Origin of the sequence: Streptomyces sp. ADI96-02, assembly GCF_003846185.1 — a bacterium.
Taxonomy (GTDB): domain Bacteria; phylum Actinomycetota; class Actinomycetes; order Streptomycetales; family Streptomycetaceae; genus Streptomyces.
Genome location: NZ_ML123034.1, coordinates 2,981,559 through 3,005,054, shown reverse-complemented (window position 1 = coordinate 3,005,054; position 23,496 = coordinate 2,981,559). Strand labels below are relative to the sequence as shown.

The window sequence follows — 23,496 nt, the reverse complement described above, 5'->3', positions numbered from 1 at the left end:
CGGGTCAGTTCCCGGTAGGCCGGTTTCCGGGCGGCCAGGGTGTACAGCTCGTGGGTGAGGATCAGTTCGCGCTGGTTGCCGCCGGAGAGGTGGTGGACGAGGTCGGCCACCGCCGTGCGGGCCTCGTCGGGCGTGGTGGCCGCGCCGAGGCGATCCTCGAAGACGGCGATGATCGTGTTGGAGAACCGGGTGAACGCCTCCTGGAGCAGGTCGTCCATGCCGGCGAAGTGGTACGTCATGGAGCCGAGCGGGACTCCCGCGCGGGCCGCGACCTTCCGGTGAGACATGCCCGCGACGCCTTCGTCGACGATGAGGTCGAGTGCCGCGTCGATGATCCGGTCCCGCCGCTCGGGATCGGTGCGCCCTGTCGCCACCCGGAGCCTCCTCGGTCGGTCCGCTCGTCTCTTCCTCCGCAGCATAGGGCGGGCGCGGCCGGGGTCAGCCGACAAGGTCGCCGAGGCTGACGTAGAGCTGCACCCTTTTGCCGGTGGCCATGACTCCGGTGCACAGCGGGCGCCGGTCGAGCAGCCAGCCGTTCGGACGGCAGGTCTCGCGCGGGCGGTCCAGCCTGCGGACGATCTCGGCCTGCGAGAGGCCGTCCCGGCTGCCGACCGTCACGATGCGCGAGCAGATCGACGATCCGCAACCGCTCCCCTCGGAGAGCACCGTGAGGCCCGGTGGCAGGTCGGGCACCGCCCCGGCGGGAGGCACGGACGCGCCGGAGCCGGCCAGGAAGTAGAGGAAGGAGCCGGCCAGGGTCAGCGCGAACTGCGTCCCGAGCACGCCGACGGCCGTACCGCGGCGCGCGCTCCACTCCTCGGACGCCGGTCCCTCCTGCCCCTTCTCCAGCAGGACGCCGAACGTGACGAGGAGCGGGGCGGCGAGAGTGAACAGGAGATGGGCGTCGGCCCGTGGCACGGCGTCGACGCCCCCGTGCTGGACGGCGACGAGCAGGCCGCCCGCGCCCAGCAGGGCCGCGCCGACCGCGAGCCCCACGCCCTCGGTCCGGGCGACGCGGCTCCAGACGATGAGCGGCACGGCGGCGAAGAGCAGTCCCAGCAGGCTCCAGACGATGAAGCCGACGGGCGGTTCGGGCGACAGTACGGACCACATGGCGGGCTCCTCCGGGCCGGGGGCGCGGCGACAGCACCGGGGCGCTGCGACGGTACGCAGCCGGCATTGCCGTCCGCTCAGTCGGACTTGGTGTAGATCAGGCTCTGGCCCGCTCCCGTCGGCGACCGGCGCAGGGTGCCGTCCTGGAGGAGGGTCAGTTCCGTGGCCGTGCCGGGGGAGCAGGAGGAGGCGGGCTCGCCGGAGGACACCGTGGACGGGCCGATGCGGACCGTGCCGGCGGCGGTGGGGCGGGAGGCCAGCCGAGCGGTGAACTCGCAGCGGAACGTGTCGCCGGAGGCGAGCGGGCCCTTCACGGTGAGCGAGAGGACCTGGTCGCCGACACCGCCCTGGCGGATGGTCAGTTTCCGGGTGGGCGCTCCCGGGTCGGACCGTGTACCGGTCCAGGTGCCCAGGTAGTCGCCGGGTATGGCGTCCGGCTCGTTCGTGCCGCCGCCGTTCCCGCCGTTCCCGCCGTTCCCGCCCGCTGTCGCGCCGGAGGAACTGCTCGTGGTCCGGTCGCCGTTCATGAACGCGTACACGGAACCGCCCGCTCCGATCGCGACGGCCACGGCGACCGCGACGAGCGCGATCGTCCCCCCGGTGGAGCGGCGCTCGCGGTCGGGTACGGGGACGGGTGCGAAGTACGGCTGCTGCGGGTCCGGGCCGCTGAGCGGCGGGCCGTACGCCTCGTGAGGTGCGGGTGCGGGTGCGGGTGCGGGTGCGGGTGCGGCATCCGGTGCCGGAGCGGCGGCAGCGGCGGCAGCGGCGGCAGGGGTGGCAGGGGTGGCGGAGAAGGGAGGGGGAGTGGAGAAGGAGGGCGGGGTGGAGAAGGGAGGCGGGGCGGCCGTGTCGGGCCCGGCGTGGGCGTCCGGCGCTGCCGGTTCGGGGTCCTCCGCGTCAAGCAACTCGACGGCGTGGCGGCCCAGTTGGGCTATGAGGGTGGCGGGCAGCCACGGCTCGTCGGCCAGTGCCTCGCCCAGCCGCTCCAGGATCGCGCCCGTGCCGGGCCGGGCCGCCGGGTCCTTGGCCAGACAGTCGCGTACGACGTCGGCCAGCTCGGCCGGAACGCCGGTCAGGTCGGGATCGTCCTGAGCGATCCGGAACATCAGCGCGTGCACCCCGCCGCTCTCCGCCGAGCCGAAGGGCAGGCGGCCGGACGCCGCGTACGCGAGGACGGAGCCCAGGCAGAACACGTCACAGGCGGTCGTCACGCGCTCGCCGCGCACCTGCTCCGGCGCCATGAACCCGGGCGAGCCGATGAGCGCTCCGGTGCGGGTGAGATCGCCGTCGGACACGGACTCCAGAGCGCGGGCGATCCCGAAGTCGATCACCCGGGGCCCGTCTATCGTCATCAGCACGTTGGACGGCTTCAGGTCCCGGTGGATCAGCCCGGCCCCGTGGATGTGCTGGAGGGCGTGGGCGAGGCCGGAGCCGAGGAGCTGGACGGAACGTATCGGCAACGGTCCGTACGCGCCCGAAGCCGCGACGGGCAGCCCGGGGCGGCCGGAGACGATGCGCTGGAGGGAGGGCCCGGCGACGTAACCGGTGGCGACCCACGGGACGGGGGCCTCGGTGTCGGAGTCGAGGACCGGAGCGGTCCAGGCGCCGCCGACCCGGTGCGCGGCGCGGACCTCCTGGCGGAAGCGGGCGCGGAACTCCGGCCGTTCGGCCAGTTCGCGGCGGGCGAGCTTGAGGGCGACGGTGCGGCCCCGGTCGGAGCGGGCGAGGAAGACCTGGCCCATGCCGCCCTCGCCGAGGCGGCCCAGCAGGCGGTAGGCACCGATGCGGTGCGGGTCGTCGGCCCCGAGCTTTTCCATGGCAGTCCCTCCCGCGAGCAGCCCGCACGAGGATAGCGCCGTCGCCTGAGGAGTTCGCGGGCTCCCCGGGCGCTACACCGCTTTCGGGCACGCGAGTTACGCCGTCGACTGCCGGGCTGGCGGGGGCGCACTGGTTGTCCACTCAGGCGCCGGACGGGCCGTCAGGTCTGCCCGGACCGGTCAGGGGCTCCGCGCCCGTCAGACGGCCCCGCTCGCGCCGACCGGCTCTGCGCCCGCCAGGTCTCCCGCCTGCCAGGTCTCCCCGCGCCCGTCAGGCGTCCCCGGCTCCGTCAGGCGGCCCCACGTCCGCCAGCTTCTCCATCGCGGCCGACAGCCGTTCCAGCGCCCGCACCGTCTCCGCGAACTCCTCCGGGCCCAGCTCCGCCGACAGCCGGGCGGCGAACGCGGCGTGGACCGGGTCGATCCGGCTCACCGCCGCCCGTCCGGCGTCCGTCGGCCGGAGCAGCTTGGCGCGGCGGTGGGCCGGGTTCTCCGCGTACTCCGCGAGCCCCTTCGCCACCAGCAGGTCCGCGATCCGCTGCACGCTCTGCCGGGTGATCCCCATGGCCCGCGCGATCCCGGCCACCGGCAACGGCTCGGGCAGCACCGCGCCCAGGACCTGCCACCACGCCGCCGTCAGCCCGCCGGGCCGGGCCAACTCGTCGGCCACACCGAGGAACTGGCCGTTCAGCCGGAACACGGTGAGCGCCGTACGGCTGAGCGCGTCCCGCTCCGCCCGCCCGGCCGCGCCCCGGTCCACCGCGCTCATCCCTCCAGCACCGCGAACGCGCTCGCGTCCGAGTCGTGGAACAGCCGGAACCAGGCGTCCAGCTTCTCCGGCCCGTACACGCCGAGCAGCGTGAACACCTCCCGGGCGAACGCGACCGGCTCGGTGGGCCCGGCCGTCACCAGCCCGCCGTCCGAGACCGCGTCGGCCTCCACGTACCGCTCACCGCCCGCGTATCCGCTCGCCGCGAGGTAGAACGGGGCCGCGCTGGTGTGCGCCCGGTCGTCCAGCAGGCCCTCCCGGGCCAGCCCCGCCGTCGCCCCGCAGATCGCCGCGACCGGCACACCCGCGTCGAGGAACGCGCGGGCCGCGCGGCCGAAGGGGGCCAGATCGTCACCGGCGTCCCAGAGGGAGGCGCCCGGGAGGACGAGCAGCGCGCTGTCCTCGGGGCGCAGCTCCGCCAGTGCGAGGTCCGGCAGCACCCGCATGCCGCCCATGCTCGTCACGGCCTCCCGGGTCGGCCCGACCGTCCGCACGGTGAGGCCGTTCTGCGCGAGATGGGCGGTGGTGTGCCCGGTCTCCCAGTCGGCGAAGGTGTCGTACACGGCGAGATGAACGGTCCTGCCGGTCGCCGTGCTCGTCGCGCTGGTCGTGCTCGTCGCGTTCACCGTGCTCATCGCGATCTCCTCAACTCTTGACGCCTCGCGAAATCCCTTGATGACAGAAGGCTGTCATAACGACAGCATGCTGTCAAATGGCGGGATCTCGGGGACCGTCTCAGGGACCCGACACCTTGCCGATCCGCGCGCCCCATGCCGTACAACGTGGCCATGGAGTCGCCCTCCACCAGCACCTACGCTCGCCGCATGACCCCTCATGCCCCTCATGCCCCGTACGCCGACCCCGCGGCCGGTGCGGCCGTGAAGGCCGCGGACCGCGCGCACGTGTTCCACTCCTGGTCCGCCCAGGGCCTCATCGACCCGCTCGCCGTCGCCGGCGCCGAGGGGTCCTGCTTCTGGGACTACGACGGCAACCGCTATCTGGACTTCACCAGCGGCCTCGTCTTCACCAACATCGGCTACCAGCACCCGACCGTGGTCGCCGCGATCCAGGAACAGGCGGGGAAGCTCGCCACCTTCGCGCCCGCGTTCGCGATCGAGGCCCGCTCGGAGGCAGCCCGCCTCATCGCCGAACACACTCCGGGCGACCTGGACAAGATCTTCTTCACCAACGGCGGCGCCGAGGCCGTCGAGAACGCCGTCCGCATGGCCCGTCTGCACACCGGCCGTACGAAGGTGCTCTCCGCCTACCGCTCGTACCACGGAGCCACCTCCACGGCGATCAACCTCACCGGCGACCCGCGCCGCTGGGCCTCCGACAACGGTTCGGCGGGCGTCGTCCGCTTCTGGGCCCCGTTCCTCTACCGCTCCCCGTTCCACGCCGCGAACGAGAGCGAGGAGTGCGCCCGCGCGCTCCAGCACCTGGAGGACACCCTCGCCTTCGAGGGACCGGCCACCATCGCCGCGATCGTCCTGGAGACCATCCCGGGCACGGCGGGCATCATGCCGCCGCCGCCCGGCTACCTGGCCGGCGTCCGCGAGATCTGCGACCGGTACGGGATCGTCTTCGTGCTCGACGAGGTGATGGCCGGCTTCGGCCGCACCGGGGCCTGGTTCGCCGCCGACCACTTCGACGTCGTACCGGACCTGCTCACCTTCGCCAAGGGCGTCAACTCCGGTTACGTGCCGCTCGGCGGCGTCGCCATCAGTGCGGAGATCGCCGCCACCTTCGACAAGCGCCCCTACCCGGGCGGTCTCACCTACTCCGGCCACCCGCTGGCCTGCGCCGCCGCCGTCGCCACCATCGGCGTGATGGAGGACGAGAAGGTCGTCGAGCACGCCGCCCGCATCGGTGAGACGGTCCTCGGCCCCGGCCTGCGGGAACTCGCCGAACGCCACCCGTGCGTCGGCGAGGTCCGCGGCCTCGGCGCGTTCTGGGCGCTGGACCTGGTCCGCGACCGGGAGACCCGCGAACCGCTCGTCCCGTACAACGCCTCGGGCGAGGCCAACGCCCCGATGGCCGCCTTCGGCGCGGCGGCGAAGAAGCAGGGTCTGTGGCCGTTCGTCAACATGAACCGCACGCACGCCGTCCCCGCCTGCAACATCACCGAGGCGGAGGCGAAGGAAGGGCTCGCCGCCCTCGACATCGCCCTCTCCGTCGCCGACGAGTACACCGTGTAGCCGACCGGCCACGCCTCCGTACGCCGCACGCCCCCGCCGTGCCCGGAAACGGGCACGGCGCCTGGCTTAAGGTGACCCGAGCCGAATTACGGCTGACGAACGGGAGGGGGCCGTCATGTGCGCGAGCGGAGGTGTGACCCGCAGTACGCTGCGCCAGCAGATCGCCGACGCGCTGCGTGACGAGGTGCTGGCAGGACGCCTGCCACCGGGCCGGGAGTTCACCGTCAAGCAGATAGCCGAGCAGTACGGGGTGTCCGCCACCCCGGTCCGCGAGGCGCTGTTCGACCTCTCCGCCCAGGGGCTGCTCACCTCGGACCAGCACCGCGGCTTCCAGGTGCGCGAGTTCACCGTCGACGACTTCCGCGCCATGGTCGAAGCCCGCTCGCTCGTCGTCGAAGGCATCTTCCGCGCCCCGGCCGACCACGCCTCCGTCAAGGACGAGGCGCTCGCCTCGATCCGTCGCAGGGCCTCCGAGGCGGTCCGCGCCGCGAAGGGCGGCGACCTCGACGTACTGATCGGGTACGACCTGCGCTTCTGGCGGGAGCTGGGGGCGTTCGTCCTCAACCCGTACATTGCCGCTTTCCTCGCCAAGCTCCGCGTCCAGGCGTGGGTCTTCGCCGTGCACCGGCTGCGCGACGGCCGCACCGACGGGGACGTGCTGTGGTTCGGCCACGAGGACCTGGTCGAGGCCATCGCCCGGGGCGACAACGCCGAGGTCCAGGCGATGATGCGCTCGTACTACGGCCACTCCCTCGCCTGGGCCGACCGGCTCGCGGAGCAGGAGGCGGCCCGCAGGACCGGCGGCCCCGCCCCGGCTCCCTCAGGGCTGTCCCGCCAGGGATCGCGGGACAGCCCTTAGCCGCCGGACGGCCCTGAGCCGCCCCACCACCGCTCCGTCCGGCGCACTGTGCGCGGGGTGCGCCCCGCATTACGCTGTCCCGACGATCGCCCGAACCCGTTGGAGAGCGAGACTTCGTGGCCTGTGACCTGTGGCTGGTCCCCCTCGTCGACGTGCTGTGCCACAGCCCCGACAACCCCTTCGCCGAAGAGATCGCCGTCTACGACGCGGCGCTGAACGGCGCGGGACTGCCGTCCGTGCCCGTCTTCGCCTACATGCCGGGTCTCACCGGGGACGTCGCCCCCGTGGCCGGCTTCGACTACGACGCGCTGCACTTCCTGCGCCGCGCCTACCTGCTCCAGCTGAGCGGCCTCGCCGTCACGCCCGTCGCGGGCCTGGACGGGGAGTACGAGCGGTTGCTGGAGATGTTCGAACAGGCCGCGCAGCAGTCGCACCTGGTCTGGCACTACGACCACGCCGGGGCGTACGTCCCGGTCGACTTTCCGGCCCCGCTCTCCACCGACGCGCTCCTGGAGGGCGGCGGCCCGCTGGGCTCCGCCCACGGGCTGCTCCGCGAGCTGGAGTTCGTCGCCCCCGCCATCGGCATCGACCCGGCCAATCCGCCGGCCACCCCGCAGGCTCCCTCGGGCCCCACCGCCCTGGAGGAGCCGGCGAGCCCCGTTCCGTACGACGACGGTCCGTTCGCCCGCGAGCGCCACGTCTGGCTCGGCCTGCACGCGGCGGCGACCCGCAGCCTGGCCCAGGGCTCGATGATCATCTTCAGCTGACGGGGCGGAGACGCCTGGTTCCGGAGACGCCGGCCCGCCCGGCGTCTCCGACCGCCTCAGCGGGGCGACTCCGGCGGGCGCTGCCTCGGCATGTTCGGCCGGGCCGCGACCGACGGCATCGAGAACCGGCCGGGCGGCGTGCCCTGCTCCGTACGCCCTCCGGCGCTGCCGGTGACCAGGGCCTGCGTGCCCATGGGCGCGGGCCCCGCCCGGAACTCCACCATCCAGTCCGCCGTCTCCGAGCGCACCAGCTCCGTCACGTCCTCCGAGAACCGCCGCAGCACGCCGAGGCACCGCTCGGCGGCCTCGCTGGCCGTGCCCTCCGTCGGCCCGAGCATCTCCCGTACGCACTCCGAGGCCCAGTCGAACTGGAGCACCTGGAGCCGCCGCTGTACGGCCTGCGCCGTGGCGAGATCCCTTATCCAGCCGGACGTGAGACCGAAGTACCGGTCGCAGGCCATGCAGGCGGCTCCCAGCAGCAGCGACAGATAGCCCCACCCGGCGGATCCGCTCAGCGCGCCGGTCAGGTCGAGCAGCGGCAGTCCGGCCCCGGCGACCACACCGGCGGCGGTGCCGATCCGCAGCGCGCGGGCGGCCCGGCGTTTGCGGACGCGGTCGTCGAGGTACCAGTCGGCCGTGCGCAGGGCGTCCGACTCCACCCAGCGGTAGAGCTCGTCGAGCCGTTCGGCGGGTTCGGCCCAGTCGCCGAGGGGGAAGGGGCGTCCGGTCAGGTCGCGGGCTCCGGAACGGAGGACATAAGCGGAACGCTCAACTCCGTTTTCACCGGATCCCGCGTCGGTCTCCTTGCGGGGCGGCCCCTCGGGCTGCATCTCCGGCTGACTCACCGGGGCACTCCTCTGCGCTGTGACGGACGGGACGGGCTCGTACTGCTTTTCCGGGGCCGGCTCGGGAGGCGGTTGGTCCGCGCGCCCGAAGCGACCCCGCGAGAAGCCCAGGGGTGTAACTCTGCGTCACCGACGATGTGCGCACGCGTACCGGTGCGCATGCCCTTCCTACCGCCGAATGGTGGGCCGTGGAGTCGCAATCGCGGGAATCCCGCCTGAGCAGGGGCCCTGGTCAGGTATAGGAGCCTTCACGCCTGCGCCCCAATCTCACCCGAAAGAGTTGGTCCCGGGCGGGTGGAGCGCGGTGACCGGGGAGCACGTAGGCTCGGCGTACCGAAACATTTGTCGTCGAAATGCCAGGAGTGACCGTGATTCCCGGTGGTGGCCAGCCCAACATGCAGCAGTTGCTCCAGCAGGCCCAGAAGATGCAGCAGGATCTCGCGGCGGCTCAGGAGGAACTCGCCAGGACCGAGGTCGAAGGGCAGGCGGGCGGAGGTCTCGTACGAGCCACCGTCACCGGCTCCGGCGAGCTCCGCGCCCTGGTGATCGATCCGAAGGCGGTGGACCCGGAGGACACCGAGACGCTGGCCGACCTGGTGGTCGCGGCCGTCCAGGCGGCCAACGAGAACGCCACGGCGCTCCAGCAGCAGAAGCTCGGCCCGCTGGCGGAGGGCCTCGGCGGTGGCGGCTCCCTTCCCGGTCTGCCGTTCTGACGCTCCGACGCTGCGGCGTTCCGACGCTGTGACGTTCTGACGTTCTCAACCGGCCGGTCGTGGACTGAGCCCTACTGGTACCGACCCGTACCCACTACGGTACGGAGCAGGAAGCGAAGAGAGGCGTTCCGTTGTACGAAGGCGTGGTTCAGGACCTCATCGACGAGCTGGGCAGACTGCCCGGCGTCGGTCCCAAGAGCGCGCAGCGGATCGCCTTTCACGTCCTCCAGGCCGAACCCACCGACGTACGCCGCCTCGCCCACGCCCTCCTGGAGGTCAAGGACAAGGTCCGGTTCTGCGCCGTGTGCGGCAACGTCGCCCAGCAGGAGCAGTGCGGGATCTGCCGTGATCCGCGCCGGGATCTGAGCGTCATCTGCGTCGTCGAGGAGCCCAAGGACGTCGTCGCGATCGAGCGGACGCGCGAGTTCCGAGGCCGGTACCACGTCCTGGGCGGGGCGATCAGCCCCATCGAGGGCGTCGGACCGGACGATCTGCGCATCCGCGAGCTGCTGGCCCGGCTGGCGGACGGCTCCATCACGGAGCTGATCCTCGCGACCGACCCCAACCTGGAGGGCGAGGCCACCGCGACGTACCTGGCGCGGATGGTCAAGCCCATGGGGCTGCGCGTGACCCGCCTGGCCAGTGGCCTGCCCGTGGGCGGCGACCTCGAATACGCGGACGAGGTCACCCTCGGCCGCGCCTTCGAAGGAAGGCGGCTGCTCGATGTCTGACGCCGCTGCCGCCGTGCCGTTCCGGCCTTTCTCACTGGCCGGGCCCCTTGTCCTGTCCGGGCCCCTTGCGCTGCCTGAGCCCCTTGCGCCGTCCGAGCCCCACGCGCCGTCCGCGACCCCGCCCACGGGAGGTCACCTCGATGTCTGACGCCACGCTGAACTCCGTCACGCAGGACCCGGACGACTTCGCCGTCCAGATCGCGGACCAGATCAAGACGTTCATCGTCGCGGTCACCGAGGTGTCCAAGGTCGAGGAGCCGGAGGAAGCGGTTCCGGTGCTCCTCCTCCAGGTCTCGCAGCTCCTGCTCGCGGGCGGCCGGCTCGGCGCGTACGAGGACGTCCTGCCGGACGAGCGGTACGAGCCCGACCTCGGCGCGGAACCGGACGCGGACGGCCTGCGCGAGCGGTTCGCGGCGCTCCTGGAGCCGATCGACGTCTACTCCGAGGTCTTCGACCCGTACGAGCCGCGCAAGGCGCCCGTCCCGCACCGCATCTCCGACGACCTCGCCGACCTGGTCACCGACCTCTCCCACGGCCTCGCCCACTACGAGGCGGACCGCGCGGCCGAGGCGCTGTGGTGGTGGCAGTTCTCGTACTTCTCCAACTGGGGCACCACCGCCTCCGCCGCGCTGCGCGCCCTCCAGTCCCTGGTGGCCCACATCCGGCTGGGTCAGCCGCTGGCGGAGCTGGACGGCCTGGACATCGACCAGGACCCGGGCGAGGAGAACCTGGCCGAGGAGGCGGGCCGCGTCATGCTCCAGGAGATCGCGGGACCGCTGGGGCTGCGCCCGGTGAAGTAGCGGGTCCCTCCGTGCCCTACGTGCCCTACGCGCATGTGCGTAGGGCACGTGTTCGCGTTCGCGCAGGTCGCCCCGAGGCTTGAGCTCCGAGTTCCGAGTTCCGAGCCTCGTGCTCCGAGCCCTTTTCTGAAGGAATGGGTGGTCGGGTTCAACCCACCCACCCTCCCTCCCCGCACGCCTCCCCGCACGCCTCTCCTGGCGTGCCAAGTCCTGCCCGGACCTGCACGGATGAGGCGTTACGTGACCGTCGGTGATCAGGTTGCACCGGAGCGTGTGCACGCTCTAAGTTCGCGGTGAGCTACCCACAATCCGAAAACGGACGACCCCGGCGGTGCCGCAAACACCAACCGGGGTCTGTCCACTCGGATCGAACGAAGTGAAGGAACTTCGATCCACATGGCTGCTGCCAACATTAGTGCCGTCCTGAGTCCGCCCGCCCACCCCATGGCCGCATCCGGCTACGGAAAGCGCCACGCGCCCGACCAGGCCCCGCCCCGGGCCGCCGACTTCGCGGGGCTGGAGCCGCGCGAGGCGGCCATCGCCGCGTACATCGACCGGCTTCCCGAGGGCGCGGCGATCGGCTACAAGGTCCTCGCCGAGGAACTGCCGGAGTACGGGCAGCAGGCGTGCCGCAGCGCGTTGGACCGGCTGACCCGCGCTGGGCACCTGCGGCGCATCCGGGTGCACGTCACGGTTCCCGCCGGCGGGAAGCGCTGGGTGACGCGCACGTACTTCTCCCGGACCGTGCGCGACGCGGACTGGTGGGCGCGGTTCGTGCGCTTCGTCCGGGGCCTGGACGCACCGGGCCAGCCGCCCGCACCTGCACCCGCGCCCGCTTCGGGTTCCCCTGCCGCTTCGGCTTCCGCGCCCGCGCCGGCCCTGGACGCGGTCCCGGCAACCGGCGGTCCTTCTCCGGACGGCACGCCGGGCGAACCGGAGCCGGAGCCCGGCGTTCCCGCCGCCCGCTCGGAGGCGTACCGCGTGCTCGCCGGTCTCGGCGCGCGCGAGCCCCGGCTCCAGCTCTCCGAGGGCGAGTGCGTGGCGCTGGAACACCTGGTCGGGGAGTGGCTGACGCGCGGCGTCGGACGCGAACGGATCACCCAGACCCTGACCGCGGGTCTGCCTCCGGCCGTGCACGCGGCCGGGCCCTTCCTCCGCACACGACTGGAGAACAAGATGCCTCCCGCCCCCGCCCCGCAGCAGCCGTACGACTCCGAGGGCGCCGGTTCCGCCGGGCCGGGGGAACAGGTGCTGGACTGCGTCATGGTGTGCCTCTTCTGCGACGAGGACGAGACGACGGCGAACCTGGAACACGGCGTCTGCCCCGCCTGCCGCGCCGACATCGACCGCGACGAGGCGAACGGCATGACCGGCGACGTACCGGACACGTTCCTGGCCCGCCCGCGCGGCGAGGTCGACGTCGCCGCCCGGATGGCCGAGCTCCGCTCCGCGACGGCACGCCCGGTCCTCCCCGCGCCCAGGCCGCGCCGATGAGCGTGCGGTCCATCCGGGCCGGGGCGCCATGGAGGCGAGGAGGCGACGCCATGGACCGGCTCCGGCAGGATCGAATCCGGGCCGGAAGGGGTTCGGCCGGGTGCCGGGGGGTTCATCCGGGTGACCCGTCCCGGCTCGCGCATTCCTCGTCGCGGGTGTGGGCTGGAACACAAACGGGAGTGCTCGCGGGCTGGACGGGCAGCAGCCCCGTACGAGCAGTTCGGGACGACACGCCGTACCGGGTGATGGGCGGGACATCTCACCATCTGGTAGGGGCGGGTCGATTCCGGGCTGCTCGTTAGACTGAGCCGACCGCAGTAATGACTGAGCGAGGAGCGCACGTGGGCCTTGTCGTGCAGAAGTACGGAGGCTCCTCCGTAGCCGATGCCGAGGGCATCAAGCGGGTCGCCAAGCGAGTCGTCGACGCCAAGAGGAACGGCAACCAGGTGGTTGTCGTGGTGTCCGCGATGGGCGACACGACGGACGAGCTGATAGATCTCGCCGAGCAGGTGTCTCCGATGCCTTCCGGCCGTGAGTTCGACATGCTGCTGACCGCGGGTGAGCGGATCTCCATGGCCCTGCTGGCGATGGCGATCAAGAACCTGGGCCACGAGGCCCAGTCGTTCACGGGCAGTCAGGCCGGTGTCATCACCGACTCGGTCCACAACAAGGCGCGCATCATCGACGTCACTCCGGGCCGCATCCGGACCTCGATCGACGAGGGCAACATCGCCATCGTCGCCGGGTTCCAGGGCGTGAGCCAGGAGGGCAAGAACATCACCACCCTCGGCCGCGGCGGGTCCGACACGACCGCCGTCGCCCTGGCCGCCGCGCTCGACGCCGAGGTCTGCGAGATCTACACCGACGTCGACGGCGTCTTCACCGCCGACCCCCGTGTGGTGAAGAAGGCGAAGAAGATCGACTGGATCTCCTTCGAGGACATGCTGGAGCTGGCCGCGTCCGGCTCCAAGGTGCTGCTGCACCGCTGCGTCGAGTACGCACGCCGTTACAACATTCCGATCCACGTCCGCTCGTCCTTCTCGGGACTGCGCGGAACCTGGGTCAGCAACGAGCCGCAAGGGGACCAGAAGGTGGAGCACGCGATCATCTCCGGAGTCGCCCACGACGTCTCGGAGGCCAAGGTCACCGTCGTCGGCGTCCCGGACAAGCCCGGTGAGGCGGCGGCGATCTTCCGCGCCATCGCGAACGCCGAGGTCAACATCGACATGGTGGTGCAGAACGTCTCCGCCGCGTCGACCGGCCTGACGGACATCTCCTTCACCCTGCCCAAGGCGGAGGGCCGCAAGGCCATCGACGCCCTGGAGCGGACCAAGGGGGCCATCGGCTTCGAATCGCTCCGCTACGACGACCAGATCGCCAAGATCTCCCTGGTCGGCGCGGGCATGAAGACCAACCCGGGCGTCACCGCCGGCTTCTTCGAGGCGCTGTCCGACGCGGGTGTGAACATCGAGCTGATCTCGACGTCCGAGATCCGCATCTCGGTGGTCACCCGCGCCGACGACGTCAACGAGGCCGTCCGCGCCGTGCACACCGCCTTCGGACTCGACAGCGACTCCGACGAGGCCGTCGTCTACGGAGGCACCGGCCGATGACCGCACGCCGCCCTTCGCTCGCGGTCGTCGGTGCGACCGGGGCGATCGGCGGTGTCATGCTCCGGATCATCTCGCAGCACGCGGACGTCTGGGGCGAGATCAGACTCGTCGCCTCGCCGCGCTCGGTCGGCCGCAAGCTGGTCGTCCGCGGCGAGGAGAGCGAGGTCCTCGCCCTCGCCGAGGACGTGTTCGACGGCGTCGACGTGGCGCTCTTCCTGGTGCCGGACGAGGTGTCCGCCCGCTGGGCCCCGATCGCCGCGTCCAAGGGCGTCGTCGTCATCGACGACTCGGCCGCGTTCCGGCTCGACGACGACGTGCCGCTGGTCGTCCCGGAGATCAACCCCCATGCCGTGCGGCTCCGACCGCGCGGCATCGTCGCGTCTCCCGACTGCACCACGCTGTCGCTGATCGTCGCGGTCGGCGCGCTGCACGCCGAGTTCGGGCTGCGCGAGCTGATCGTCTCCTCCTACCAGGCGGTCAGCGGCGCGGGCCGCGACGGCGTCGCCGCCCTGCGCGACCAACTGTCGCTGGTGGCCGGTACGGAGCTGGGCACCCAGCCGGGCGACGTGCGCCGCGCTCTCGGCGACGGCGCGGGAGGCGGAACGGGCGACGCGTTCGACACCGGCGGAACGGGCGGCGCGGGGCGCGCGGCGCGCGGCGGCGTCCGGGGCGGCGGGGGCGCCGGAGGCCGGGCAGGGCGGAGCCCGTTCGCCGCGCCCGTCGCGCTGAACGTCGTACCGTGGGCCGGGACCGACGCCGGGGACGGCTGGTCCACCGAGGAGCTGGCGATCCGTCAGGAATGCCGCAAGGTGCTGGGCCTGCCCGATCTGCGGACCACGGCGACCTGCGTCTACGTACCGGTCCTCACGACGCACTCGATGTCCGTCCACGCACGCTTCGAGAGCGAGGTCACCGTCGACCGGGCCCACGAGATCCTGGCGACCGCACCCGGCGTCGTGCTCTTCGACGACCCCGCGGCCGGCGACTTCCCCACACCGTCCGACGTGGTCGGCACGGATCCGACCTGGGTCGGCCGGGTACGGCGCTCGATGGACGATCCACGCGCCCTGGAGATGTTCCTGTGCGGGGACAATCTCCGAAAAGGGGCGGCCCTGAACGTGGCTCAGATCGCCGAATCCGTCGCCGCCGAATTTCCCCGCGACTGATCGAACCTGTTTTGTAGGATCAGTGAACGTCCTGAGCGGGATTACCTGGTCTGAACCCCTTGAGCTGGGACGTTGTCGTATCCGACGATGATCTACCGGCCCCCTGCAACCATGCGGCGGCCGGACAGCGTCTACGCCGTCGCTTCTGACATGGCGGAATGCGTTTACGGGGCATTTGGGGAAGAGCAGGTACGTATGAGGGTATGTCGCACTGCGCCGAACAGGGCGTTGTCCGCGTACAACCCTGGCGGGGGGAAGCGTGTCCAACAGGCGTGGCAGAGGTTCTCGACATCACAGTGGTGGGCCCGTTGCGAGGCGCGTCGACGCGTCCGCTGCGGCGGCCCCGCGCGCCCGGCGGCATGCCGGTGATCGCGCCCATGCCCGCCGCGCGCCCGACCCGGCTGCCCTCGCAGCGCGGGGGTGCTGACGAGTCCGTGGCAGCAGGAACGACGGTCGACCACCTGACCGAGACCTATCGCGCCCACTACCGTTCACTGCTCGGCCTCGCGGCCCTGCTGCTGGACGACACCGCGTCCTGCGAGGACGTGGTGCAGGAGGCGTTCATCCGCGTGCACTCGGCACGCAACCGGGTCCGTGAGCCCGAGAAGACCCTCGCCTACCTCCGGCAGACCGTCGTCAACCTCTCCCGCTCCGCCCTGCGCCGCCGCATCCTCGGACTGAAGCTGCTGTCCAAGCCGATGCCGGACATGGCGAGCGCGGAGGAGGGCGCGTACGACCAGCTGGAGCGGGACGCGCTGATCAAGGCGATGAAGGGACTCCAGCGCCGCCAGCGGGAAGTGCTGGTCCTGCGTTACTTCGCGGACATGACGGAGGTTCAGGTCGCGGAGACGCTGGGGATCTCGCTGGGCTCGGTCAAGGCGTACGGCTCCCGCGGCATAGCGGCGCTGCGCGTCGTGATGGAGGCCCAGGCATGAGCGGGCCCCGGCAACCGCGTGAGCCCCGGCAACCGCGTGAGCCCCGGCAACCGCACGAGCCCCGGCAACCGCACGAGCACAGGCACGAGAATGATCCGACGGGAAACGGAATTGTGAGCCACGGGCCGGAGACGACTCCGAACACCGATCCTGACCGCCCGCACGACGAGAGCGACGCACCTGCGGGCGGTGACGACACCCTCACCGCCACGCTGACCGACCTCTTCGCGTCCGGCCGCGGCGGCGGTACGGGGGGCGGCGGTTCGGGGGACGGCGGTTCCGGCGGTACGGGGGGCGGCGGTTCCGGCCCCGGCGGTACGGGCTTCGGCGGGCCGGGCCTCGGCGGTTCGGGCTTCGGCGGGCCGGGCCCCGGCGGGCGGGGCGGGGACGGGCCGGACGGGGACGGGCTCGACGAGGCGGCGCTGCGCCGGATGCTCCAGGGCGCGGTGGGCGGGCTCGAACCGTCCGAAGGAACGCTGGACCACCTGCACCGCGCTGTTCCCGCCCGGCGGGCCCGCCGACGCCAGGCCGTTGTGGGAGCCGCCGCCGCGGCCCTGCTCATCGGCACCGCGGTCCCCGCCTTCGTACACGTGGCCGGTTCGGACGACTCGTCGGACGCCCGGCCGGCCATCGCCGGACACGGCGAGCAGGCCCAGGGCGGCAACGGGACCGAGCCCGGCCCCGAGGACCGGATCGACCCGACCGCCGAGCCCACCACACGGAAGAGCGGTGAGGACGCCGGAAAGCCGGATCCCTCGCACAGCCCGTCGTCGGGCCCCGGCACGGACGAGGAGGGCGGTTCGAGCGGCGGGGCCTCCGACCTCCCGCGCATGGACTTCGCGGCCCTGCCGGTCTGCGACCCCAGCCAGCTCGGCGTCGCCTCCGCCGGTACGAGCGCACCGGGTGCCGACGGCACGGTGTACGGCACGTTCCGCATCGCCAACGTGTCCGGCCCGGAGTGCACGGTCAGCAGCAACGGCACCGTCGGCTTCACGGCCCTCGGTGCGGCCGACCCGCTCAAGATCGACGTGGTCCAGCACACCGCGGGCGACGCGGCGCCGGGCCTGCCCGACCCTTCGCTGGAACCGGGCGTGGTGGCGCTGAAGCCGTCCATGGCGTACGAGGTCCGGTTCGCCTGGGTGCCGGACGAGACCTGCCCGACCGTGGGCACCACGCCCAGCCCGACCCCGACATCCGAGGGGGCGGCGGGCACGGTCGGCGAGGGGACCTCCTCGGAGGGTGCGGTGCCGCAGTCGCTGGGCGAGGACGGCGGGACGGCGGAAGGCAGCGTGGCCGTGACGCACACGCCGGAGACGGGCGCACCCACCGCCGAGACGAAGATCCCCAACGCCTGCTCGGGCACCATCTACCGCACCGGCGTCCTCCCCACCCCGTAGTCCCGCCGTAGTCCCGCCTCACACCGGCCGCATCCGCACGCGCACCGGCCGCATCGGGAGCGGGAGCCGCATCGAGGGTCGGGGCCGCAGCCGTGTCCAGGTCCGGGGCGGCCGCATCCGGGGCGTATCCGGAGCGGGAGCCGTATCCGGGGTCGGGGCCGCAGCCGGAGCGGGAGCCGGTCGGGAGCCGGTCAGCAGCCCGTCAGGGCGCGGTCAGGGGACGGCCGTCGGGCACACCGGCCCCTGGACCGGACGGGCCTACCGCCCCGCGACGGCTCGCGTGTCCTCGGCCCCCGTGTCCTCGGCCCGCGTCGCCTCGGGCGAGGCCCCGGCGCTCGCCGGCTCGTCCGGGATCAGGCCGAGCGCGACATCGCGCATCGTCTCCGCCTCACGGCGGACCAGCCGGAACCACATGAAGAGCACGAAGGCGGCGAAGACGAACCACTCGCCCGTGTATCCGAGGTTCTGGAATGCCTTGAGGTCGAGGCCGCTTCCCTGCGGAGCCGCCGCCGGAACGGGCTTCATCGCGCCACCGGCGCCACCCGCCTCGGCCTCGGGAAGCGTCACCCACGCGTTGTACACGTCGTAGTCGACGAGGTTCAGCAGGGACGCGGCGCTGATGATGCCGACCTGGCCCTCGGGCAGGCCGCCCCGGGCGTTCGCGCCGTCGCTGTTCATGTTCTCGGACGCCTGGAGGTCGCCGGTGACCGTGACCTTGCCCTGGGGCGCGGGCGGGGCTTCGGCGCTGCTCGCGGAGCCGGGCAGCCAGCCGCGGACCACGGGCAGGGCCTTGCCGGTGTCGGTGCGGAGCATGTTCAGGACGTAGAAGCCCTGGCGGTCGTCCAGTTCACGGCCGGGGACCAGGAACTGGTCGGCGTACGTCCCGGTCGCGATGGCCGGACGTCCGGAGGTCACCTTGTCGACCGGCAGCAGCTCGTCCAGCGGTTTCGCGGCCCGAGTGCTCGGATCGGGCTGCTTCTCCGCCTGTTCGTGCGACTGCACGCGGTCTTCGAAGCGGCCGAGCTGCCAGGTGCCCATGAACACGCAGAACGGGATGGCCAGCACAACGAAGAGGTTGATCCCCCACCATCGCGGGGTCAGCAGGAACCGGTACACCCCCCCACCGTACGGTCCCCGCTCCGGCCGCCCGGAGCGGGGTGCGCCATTTATCCGCCGCTTACGCCCGTCGGGCCCCCTCCGTACCGTCCGGCGCACCGCCCGAACCGGGTGCCAGATGACGCAGGGCGAAGTCCAGCTCCAGCCTGACCTGCTTGACGCGTTCCTCCACGACGAGCGAGCCGTGCCCGGCGTCGTACCGGTAGACCTCGTGCACCGCGCCGCGCGCCGCCAACCGGTCCACGTAGTTCTCCACCTGACGGATGGGGCACCGCGGGTCGTTGACGCCCGCCGAGATGTAGACGGGCGCGCGCACCGCGTCGACGTACGTCAGCGGGGAGGACGCCTCGAAGCGCTCGGGGACCTCCTCCGGCGTTCCGCCCAGCAGCGTGCGGTCCATCGCCTTCAGGGCCTCCATCTCGTCGTGGTAGGCCGTGACGTAGTCCGCGACGGGCACCGCGGCCAGGCCGAGCGCCCAGGCGTCGGGCTGGGTGCCGAGCCCGAGCAGCGTCAGATAGCCGCCCCACGAACCCCCGGCCAGGACCAGGCGCGCCGGATCGGCGAGGCCCGACTTCACCGACCACTCGCGCACGGCGGCGATGTCCTCCAGCTCGATCAGCCCGACCCGGTGCTTGAGGGCGTCCGTCCAGGCGCGGCCGTACCCGGTGGAGCCGCGGTAGTTGACCCGCACGACGGCGAAGCCGTGGTCCACCCAGGCGGCCGGGCCGGAGGCGAAGGCGTCGCTGTCGTGCCAGGTCGGGCCGCCGTGGATCTCGAAGATCGTGGGGAAGGGGCCGTCACCGGCGGCGGGCTTCTGCACCAGGGCGTGGATACGGCCTCCCGGCCCGTCCACCCAGACGTCCTCCACCGGCACCGACGCCGGGGCCTTGGCACCGGGCGGATCCAGCACCACGGCACCGCTCGTCGAGCGCACCACGGGCGGCTGCGCGGCCGAGGACCACAGATACTCCACCGTGCCGTCCGGGCGGGCCGTGGCCCCGGACACCGTGCCCGGCGGGGTGTCCACGCGGACCGGCTCCGCCGCTCCGGGCTCGTACCTCCACAGCTCGCTGCGGGCCTCGAAGCCGTGCTCGATGAGGAGCGCCGAACCGTCCGGATACCACTCGGCGCCCACATCGCCGGGCAGGTCGACAGGGAGGGCGGTCTCGGTCCCCGCGACCGGGTCCCAGATCATCGGCTCCCACCGGCCCCGCCGCTGGTGGCCGACGAGCAGCCGGCTGTCGCCCGCCACCGGCGCGAAACCGAGCACGGCCAGCCCCAGCTCCTTCGTACCTCCCTCGGTGTCGTCCAGCTCGGCCACCGTCGAACCGTCCGGACGCACCACCCGCAGCGCCGAGTGCATCGCGTCGCCGTGCTCGGTGTGCTCCAGGGCAATCAGCTTCCCGTCGTGCGAGAGGTCGCCGACCCCCGCCGACTCGCGGTGCCGGTAGATCTCGACGGGCTCGACTGGCTGGACGGCCTCAGCGCCATTCGCACCGCCCGGACCGCCCGGACCGCCGGCCTCCGCCGCGACGGACGCCCCGACGGACGCCGCGACAGACGCCGCGACGAGGTGGATCGTGGTGCCGTCCTCGTCGGTCGAGCGGCCGATCACCGCCGTACCGTCCCGGCCGATGGCCAGCCCGGCCGGATACGAGGGCGCCAGGCCGGGGGCGGCGGGCTCGTCCTCGCCACCGCCGAACGGCTGGCGCATCCACACCCCGAACTCGTCCCCGTCGGTGTCGTTGAACCACCAGATGGCCGAACCGTCCGGGGTCAGCACGCCGTCGGTCGTCCCGTTGGGCCGGTCGGTCACCTGGCGCTGGTGCCCGCTCGCCCGGTCCCAGGCGTACAGCTCGTAGGTCCCCGTGGCGTTCGAGACGAACAGAGAGCGGTCAGGCGCGTCCTCGGCCCAGTCGGGCAGGGACACCCGGGGCGCGCGGAACCGCTGCTCCCACTCCGGCGTGGTCGAGACGTTCTGTGATTCGCTCATGTCCTCCATCCAACCCGATCGGCGGCCCGCCCGGGGGAGCCTGTGGACAACCGGTCCGCGAACCCCGCCGACGCTCCGACTGCCTGTGGATAACCGCTCGCGCCCCTTCCGGTCCGTGGGTAGTTTTCCGGGTATGTACTCCGCGACTCCGGACGACTGGCACGCGGCCAACCGCGCGCGCTGGGACGAACGCGTATCGATCCACGCCGCGAGCGACTTCTACGACCTGGAGGCGTTCCGGGCGGGCAAGGAGGCGCTGCGGGCGTTCGAGATCGCCGAGGTCGGCGATGTCACGGGCCGGACCCTGCTCCACCTCCAGTGCCACATCGGGCTGGACACCCTGTCCTGGTCGCGGCACGGGGCCGCGCAGGTCGTGGGCCTCGACTTCTCCGAGCCCGCCGTCGAGACCGCGCGCGGCCTGGCCCGGTCGATGGGCCTGGGGCCGGACAGGGCGGCGTTCGTCGCAGCGGACGTGTACGACGCGGCCTCCGCCGTGCCCGACTCCTCGTACGACATCGTGTACACCGGCACGGGCGCTCTGAACTGGCTGCCGGACGTGGAGCGCTGGGCCGAGATCGCCGGTTCGCTGGTCGCGCCCGGCGGCTTCCTCTACCTCGCCGAGTTCCATCCCCTGGCCGACGTCCTGGACGACGCGACCGGTTCGGTGGTCACCCACGACTACTTCAGCCGTGAGGCGTGGGTGGACGAGACGCCGGGGACCTACGCGGACTTCGACGCGCCGACCGTGCACAACCGCGGCGTCGAATGGCAGCACCCGGTCGGCGACGTGGTGTCCGCGCTCGCGGCGGCGGGCCTGCGGATCGAGTTCCTCCACGAGCACGATGCCTCGCTGTTCCCGCGCTTCGGAACGCTGGAGCGACAGGCGGACGGCCGGTACCGCTTCCCGTCCGACCGGCCGCGGATCCCGCTGATGTACTCGGTCAGGGCCTCGCGCCCAGCGAACGGATAAGTGCGTCGGGCGCGGGTCGGCGCTTTCGACGGCGCGGAGCTGATCACCCGCGTGACGGACTTCCGCGGGGAGTGCGCGCGGAACGGCGGTCCACCGGTCGATCGTCCGGTGAACCGCCGTGCGGCGCGGTGCCCCTCGTACGTCCTGGACCGCTCCTGGACCGCTCCTGGACCGTGCCGCCTACACCGCCGAGCGGAAGGCGGGCAGATAACCGCCCGACTGCCCCGCCGCCTTGGGATGGTAGGAGTTGTACACGGGGACGGTGACGCTGTGGAGCCAGGCGTCGCCCGAGCAGAGCTCGTGGCCGGTGAACTCGTCGACCACGCTGGAGAAGGTGAAGCCGGCGTCGGCGGCACGCTTGGCGATGACGCCGTTCAGCACGTCCGACGCGTTGTTGATGGCCGATCGCTCGGTCTCGGTGAGCCCGGCGACACAGCTGCCGGACAGCTGGTAGAAGCGCGGGTAGCCGAGGACGACGACGCGGGCGGAGGGGGCCCCGGCGCGGATGCCGTCGTAGAGCGCGTCGAGACCGGCGGGCAGGGTGTCGTTCATCTGCGCGACGGCCGCGTCGACGCTGCTGACGCAGGTGGCTTCGCCGGCGAGCACGCAGTCCTGCATGACGTCCGCGAACCCGACGTCGTTGCCGCCCGCCGTGACGCTGACCAGTTCCGTCGACGCGCTGAGCGCACCGAGTTGGCTGCCGGCGACGGAGGAGGTGGTGGCCCCGGAGCAGGCGACGAAGGCGAACGAGGCGGGGGAGTTCGCCGCCGCCCACAGCTGCGGGTAGGCGTTGGGGCTGCGGCGGCAGTCGCCGCTGTCGGGCAGGTAGTCGCCCGCGCCGACACCCGAGGAGTAGGAGTCGCCGAGGGCGACGTATCCGCCGGCCGCGGACGAGCCCGCGGCGGAGGCCGGGCCGGCCACGCCGAGAGCGGCTGTGGCGGCGAGGGCGAGAGTGGAGACGGACGCCCAGATTCTTCGTACGGACATGGCTGCCGACCCTTCGGAGTGTGGGGGAGTGGGGGTTGAAGGGGCGAAGCAGTTTCTAGCAGCTCGCGGTACCCACGGGTAATGCCCGCGCGAGAAGTCATCCGATATGCCCGGATGGTTGTTCGGGGAGGCGTGCTCCGCGCGTAGATAAACCCGCAACTGCGTGACCATGCAGGCAAGTTCGAGGTAATTCCGTGGAGCCCGGAGAGGCCGGGCGGGTGGCGACCTGGCCCTGTTGAGGGGGGAGTCGACGGTGAGGGAGGCGGCAGGTTCATCCGAACGGCGCAACACGGAGCCGCCCTCGGGCGCGTGCTCGGAGCAACGCCGTTACTCCGGCGGACGGGGGCGCGGTCAGAGGGCGGGGGCGTGGTCGGAGGGCGGGGGGCGCGGCCGGTCCCGGTCCCGGTCCCGGTCCCGGTCCCGGTCCCCGTCCCGGTCCCGGCCTCAGGCTCTCAGGCGGAATGCGCGAACGGCGACGCGCCCACCCACACCCGGGCGATCGCGCTGACGTAACGCGCCCCGCAGCGGTCCGACGGCACGACCAGTTGGCTGCCTTCCGGCTCCAGCGGGCGACCGTCCATCCAGGTGGCGAGCAGCACGGGCACGTTCGCGAAGTCCGCGTCGATCTCGGCCCACGACAGCACGGCGCAGTGCCCGTCGCCGCCGGTCACGGCCAGCAGGAAGCGCGACCGGTCCTTGCGCTTGCGGGCGTCGAAGGCCGGCCCCGCGTCCGCGACGACCTCGCGCAGCAACGGCCCCTCGAAGACGTGGCGCTGAGGGCCGTTGGCCGCGCAGTCGAAGGTGACGGCCGCGCGGTGCTGCCGCCAGCCGTTCCGCAGGTCCGTCACCGTCAGCAGCGCGGGCCGGCGCACCTCCCCCGCCAGGGCGAAGCGCGGCACCGGCGGCGGAGCCTGCGCCGGGGCCGGGCCGGGTCTGCCACCGGCCCGCATCTCCACCTCACGGCGAGCGGCGGCGGCCCGGTCTCCCGGCCCGCCGCCCTGCCCGACACGCGACCCGACGCCCGGCCCGTCTCCGGCGCCCCGTACGCGTACTCCGAGCCCGTCGTCCACCGGCATCGGCTGCCCCCCGAGAGCGATCCGCGACGATCCGCGTCCTGTGTGCCGTACGACCTCGTCCGCTGTGCCGCTGTGCCGCTGTACGTCTGTGCCGCTGTACGTCATACGTGATGCCCGAAGCCCGCGCCGGGGAACCT

22 protein-coding genes are annotated in these 23,496 nt (G+C 72.6%); 12 read left to right on the top strand and 10 right to left on the bottom strand.

Going from position 1 to position 23,496, the window contains the following annotated elements; translation table 11 throughout:
- The 5 genes from EES43_RS31300 to EES43_RS13010 form a co-directional block, all read right to left on the bottom strand.
- On the bottom strand, positions 1-374 hold a 374-nt coding region (locus tag EES43_RS31300; RefSeq protein ID WP_241192405.1), incomplete at its 3' end, for a TetR/AcrR family transcriptional regulator.
- A 64-nt stretch (positions 375-438) separates the two neighbouring features.
- On the bottom strand, positions 439-1,113 hold the full coding sequence (locus EES43_RS13025; RefSeq protein WP_124268880.1) for an MFS transporter: 675 nt from the start codon (positions 1,111-1,113) through the stop codon (positions 439-441).
- Positions 1,114-1,190: 77 nt separating this feature from the next.
- Complete coding sequence (locus EES43_RS13020) at positions 1,191-2,930, bottom strand: serine/threonine-protein kinase (protein ID WP_124268879.1); 1,740 nt, start codon at positions 2,928-2,930, stop codon at positions 1,191-1,193.
- A gap of 271 nt (positions 2,931-3,201) precedes the next feature.
- Positions 3,202-3,699 (bottom strand): MarR family winged helix-turn-helix transcriptional regulator, encoded by a 498-nt coding sequence (locus tag EES43_RS13015; RefSeq protein ID WP_124268878.1) that lies wholly within the window; start codon positions 3,697-3,699, stop codon positions 3,202-3,204.
- Complete coding sequence (locus EES43_RS13010) at positions 3,696-4,334, bottom strand: type 1 glutamine amidotransferase family protein (protein ID WP_124268877.1); 639 nt, start codon at positions 4,332-4,334, stop codon at positions 3,696-3,698. Before EES43_RS13010 ends, EES43_RS13015 begins: the two co-directional genes overlap by 4 nt.
- A 189-nt stretch (positions 4,335-4,523) precedes the next feature.
- Here EES43_RS13010 and EES43_RS13005 point away from each other — a divergent pair, with 189 nt between their 5' ends.
- The 3 genes from EES43_RS13005 to EES43_RS12995 all read left to right on the top strand — a co-directional run bounded on the left by EES43_RS13005 (position 4,524) and on the right by EES43_RS12995 (position 7,523).
- On the top strand, positions 4,524-5,897 hold the full coding sequence (locus EES43_RS13005; RefSeq protein ID WP_124268876.1) for an aspartate aminotransferase family protein: 1,374 nt from the start codon (positions 4,524-4,526) through the stop codon (positions 5,895-5,897).
- A 115-nt stretch (positions 5,898-6,012) separates the two neighbouring features.
- Complete coding sequence (locus EES43_RS13000) at positions 6,013-6,756, top strand: GntR family transcriptional regulator (RefSeq protein WP_124268875.1); 744 nt, start codon at positions 6,013-6,015, stop codon at positions 6,754-6,756.
- A 116-nt stretch (positions 6,757-6,872) separates the two neighbouring features.
- Complete coding sequence (locus EES43_RS12995; protein ID WP_124268874.1) at positions 6,873-7,523, top strand: hypothetical protein; 651 nt, start codon at positions 6,873-6,875, stop codon at positions 7,521-7,523.
- A 56-nt stretch (positions 7,524-7,579) separates the two neighbouring features.
- On the opposite strand, the gene EES43_RS12990 is transcribed toward EES43_RS12995, so the two are convergent.
- On the bottom strand, positions 7,580-8,368 hold the full coding sequence (locus EES43_RS12990; RefSeq protein WP_124268873.1) for an SLATT domain-containing protein: 789 nt from the start codon (positions 8,366-8,368) through the stop codon (positions 7,580-7,582).
- A 368-nt stretch (positions 8,369-8,736) separates the two neighbouring features.
- On the opposite strand from EES43_RS12990, the gene EES43_RS12985 reads away from it, so the two are divergent.
- The 8 genes from EES43_RS12985 to EES43_RS12950 all read left to right on the top strand — a co-directional run bounded on the left by EES43_RS12985 (position 8,737) and on the right by EES43_RS12950 (position 17,217).
- On the top strand, positions 8,737-9,081 hold the full coding sequence (locus EES43_RS12985; protein ID WP_124268872.1) for a YbaB/EbfC family nucleoid-associated protein: 345 nt from the start codon (positions 8,737-8,739) through the stop codon (positions 9,079-9,081).
- Positions 9,082-9,212: 131 nt separating this feature from the next.
- Positions 9,213-9,812, top strand: a complete 600-nt coding sequence (gene recR / locus EES43_RS12980) for a recombination mediator RecR (RefSeq protein ID WP_124268871.1) — start codon at positions 9,213-9,215, stop codon at positions 9,810-9,812.
- A 140-nt stretch (positions 9,813-9,952) separates the two neighbouring features.
- Positions 9,953-10,612 carry a DUF5063 domain-containing protein gene (locus EES43_RS12975; protein WP_124268870.1) on the top strand — a complete coding sequence of 220 codons (660 nt, stop codon included), beginning with the start codon at positions 9,953-9,955 and terminating at the stop codon, positions 10,610-10,612.
- A gap of 396 nt (positions 10,613-11,008) precedes the next feature.
- A complete protein-coding gene (locus EES43_RS12970; RefSeq protein ID WP_241192404.1) occupies positions 11,009-12,106 on the top strand; it encodes a hypothetical protein in 1,098 nt (365 codons plus the stop codon).
- A 341-nt stretch (positions 12,107-12,447) separates the two neighbouring features.
- Positions 12,448-13,719 (top strand): aspartate kinase, encoded by a 1,272-nt coding sequence (locus tag EES43_RS12965; RefSeq protein ID WP_124268869.1) that lies wholly within the window; start codon positions 12,448-12,450, stop codon positions 13,717-13,719.
- Entirely contained in the window at positions 13,716-14,885 is a 1,170-nt protein-coding gene (locus EES43_RS12960; protein WP_124268868.1) for an aspartate-semialdehyde dehydrogenase, read from the top strand. The genes EES43_RS12965 and EES43_RS12960 overlap by 4 nt, the downstream gene beginning before the upstream one ends.
- Before the next feature lie 359 nt (positions 14,886-15,244).
- On the top strand, positions 15,245-15,820 hold the full coding sequence (locus EES43_RS12955; RefSeq protein ID WP_124271955.1) for a SigE family RNA polymerase sigma factor: 576 nt from the start codon (positions 15,245-15,247) through the stop codon (positions 15,818-15,820).
- Between the two features lie 113 nt (positions 15,821-15,933).
- Positions 15,934-17,217 (top strand): hypothetical protein, encoded by a 1,284-nt coding sequence (locus EES43_RS12950; protein WP_124268867.1) that lies wholly within the window; start codon positions 15,934-15,936, stop codon positions 17,215-17,217.
- A 258-nt stretch (positions 17,218-17,475) separates the two neighbouring features.
- On the opposite strand, the gene EES43_RS12945 is transcribed toward EES43_RS12950, so the two are convergent.
- Positions 17,476-18,333, bottom strand: coding sequence for an SURF1 family protein (locus EES43_RS12945; protein ID WP_124268866.1), 858 nt, complete (start codon positions 18,331-18,333; stop codon positions 17,476-17,478).
- A 61-nt stretch (positions 18,334-18,394) separates the two neighbouring features.
- Positions 18,395-20,335, bottom strand: a complete 1,941-nt coding sequence (locus EES43_RS12940; RefSeq protein ID WP_124268865.1) for a prolyl oligopeptidase family serine peptidase — start codon at positions 20,333-20,335, stop codon at positions 18,395-18,397.
- A gap of 124 nt (positions 20,336-20,459) precedes the next feature.
- Between EES43_RS12940 and EES43_RS12935 the strand changes: the two genes are divergently transcribed.
- Positions 20,460-21,296 carry a class I SAM-dependent methyltransferase gene (locus EES43_RS12935; RefSeq protein WP_124268864.1) on the top strand — a complete coding sequence of 279 codons (837 nt, stop codon included), beginning with the start codon at positions 20,460-20,462 and terminating at the stop codon, positions 21,294-21,296.
- A 180-nt stretch (positions 21,297-21,476) separates the two neighbouring features.
- On the opposite strand, the gene EES43_RS12930 is transcribed toward EES43_RS12935, so the two are convergent.
- On the bottom strand, positions 21,477-22,283 hold the full coding sequence (locus tag EES43_RS12930; RefSeq protein WP_124268863.1) for an SGNH/GDSL hydrolase family protein: 807 nt from the start codon (positions 22,281-22,283) through the stop codon (positions 21,477-21,479).
- 452 nt (positions 22,284-22,735) lie between these two features.
- Positions 22,736-23,233 carry a molybdopterin-dependent oxidoreductase gene (locus tag EES43_RS12920; protein WP_124271954.1) on the bottom strand — a complete coding sequence of 166 codons (498 nt, stop codon included), beginning with the start codon at positions 23,231-23,233 and terminating at the stop codon, positions 22,736-22,738.
- Positions 23,234-23,496: the final 263 nt, after the last annotated feature.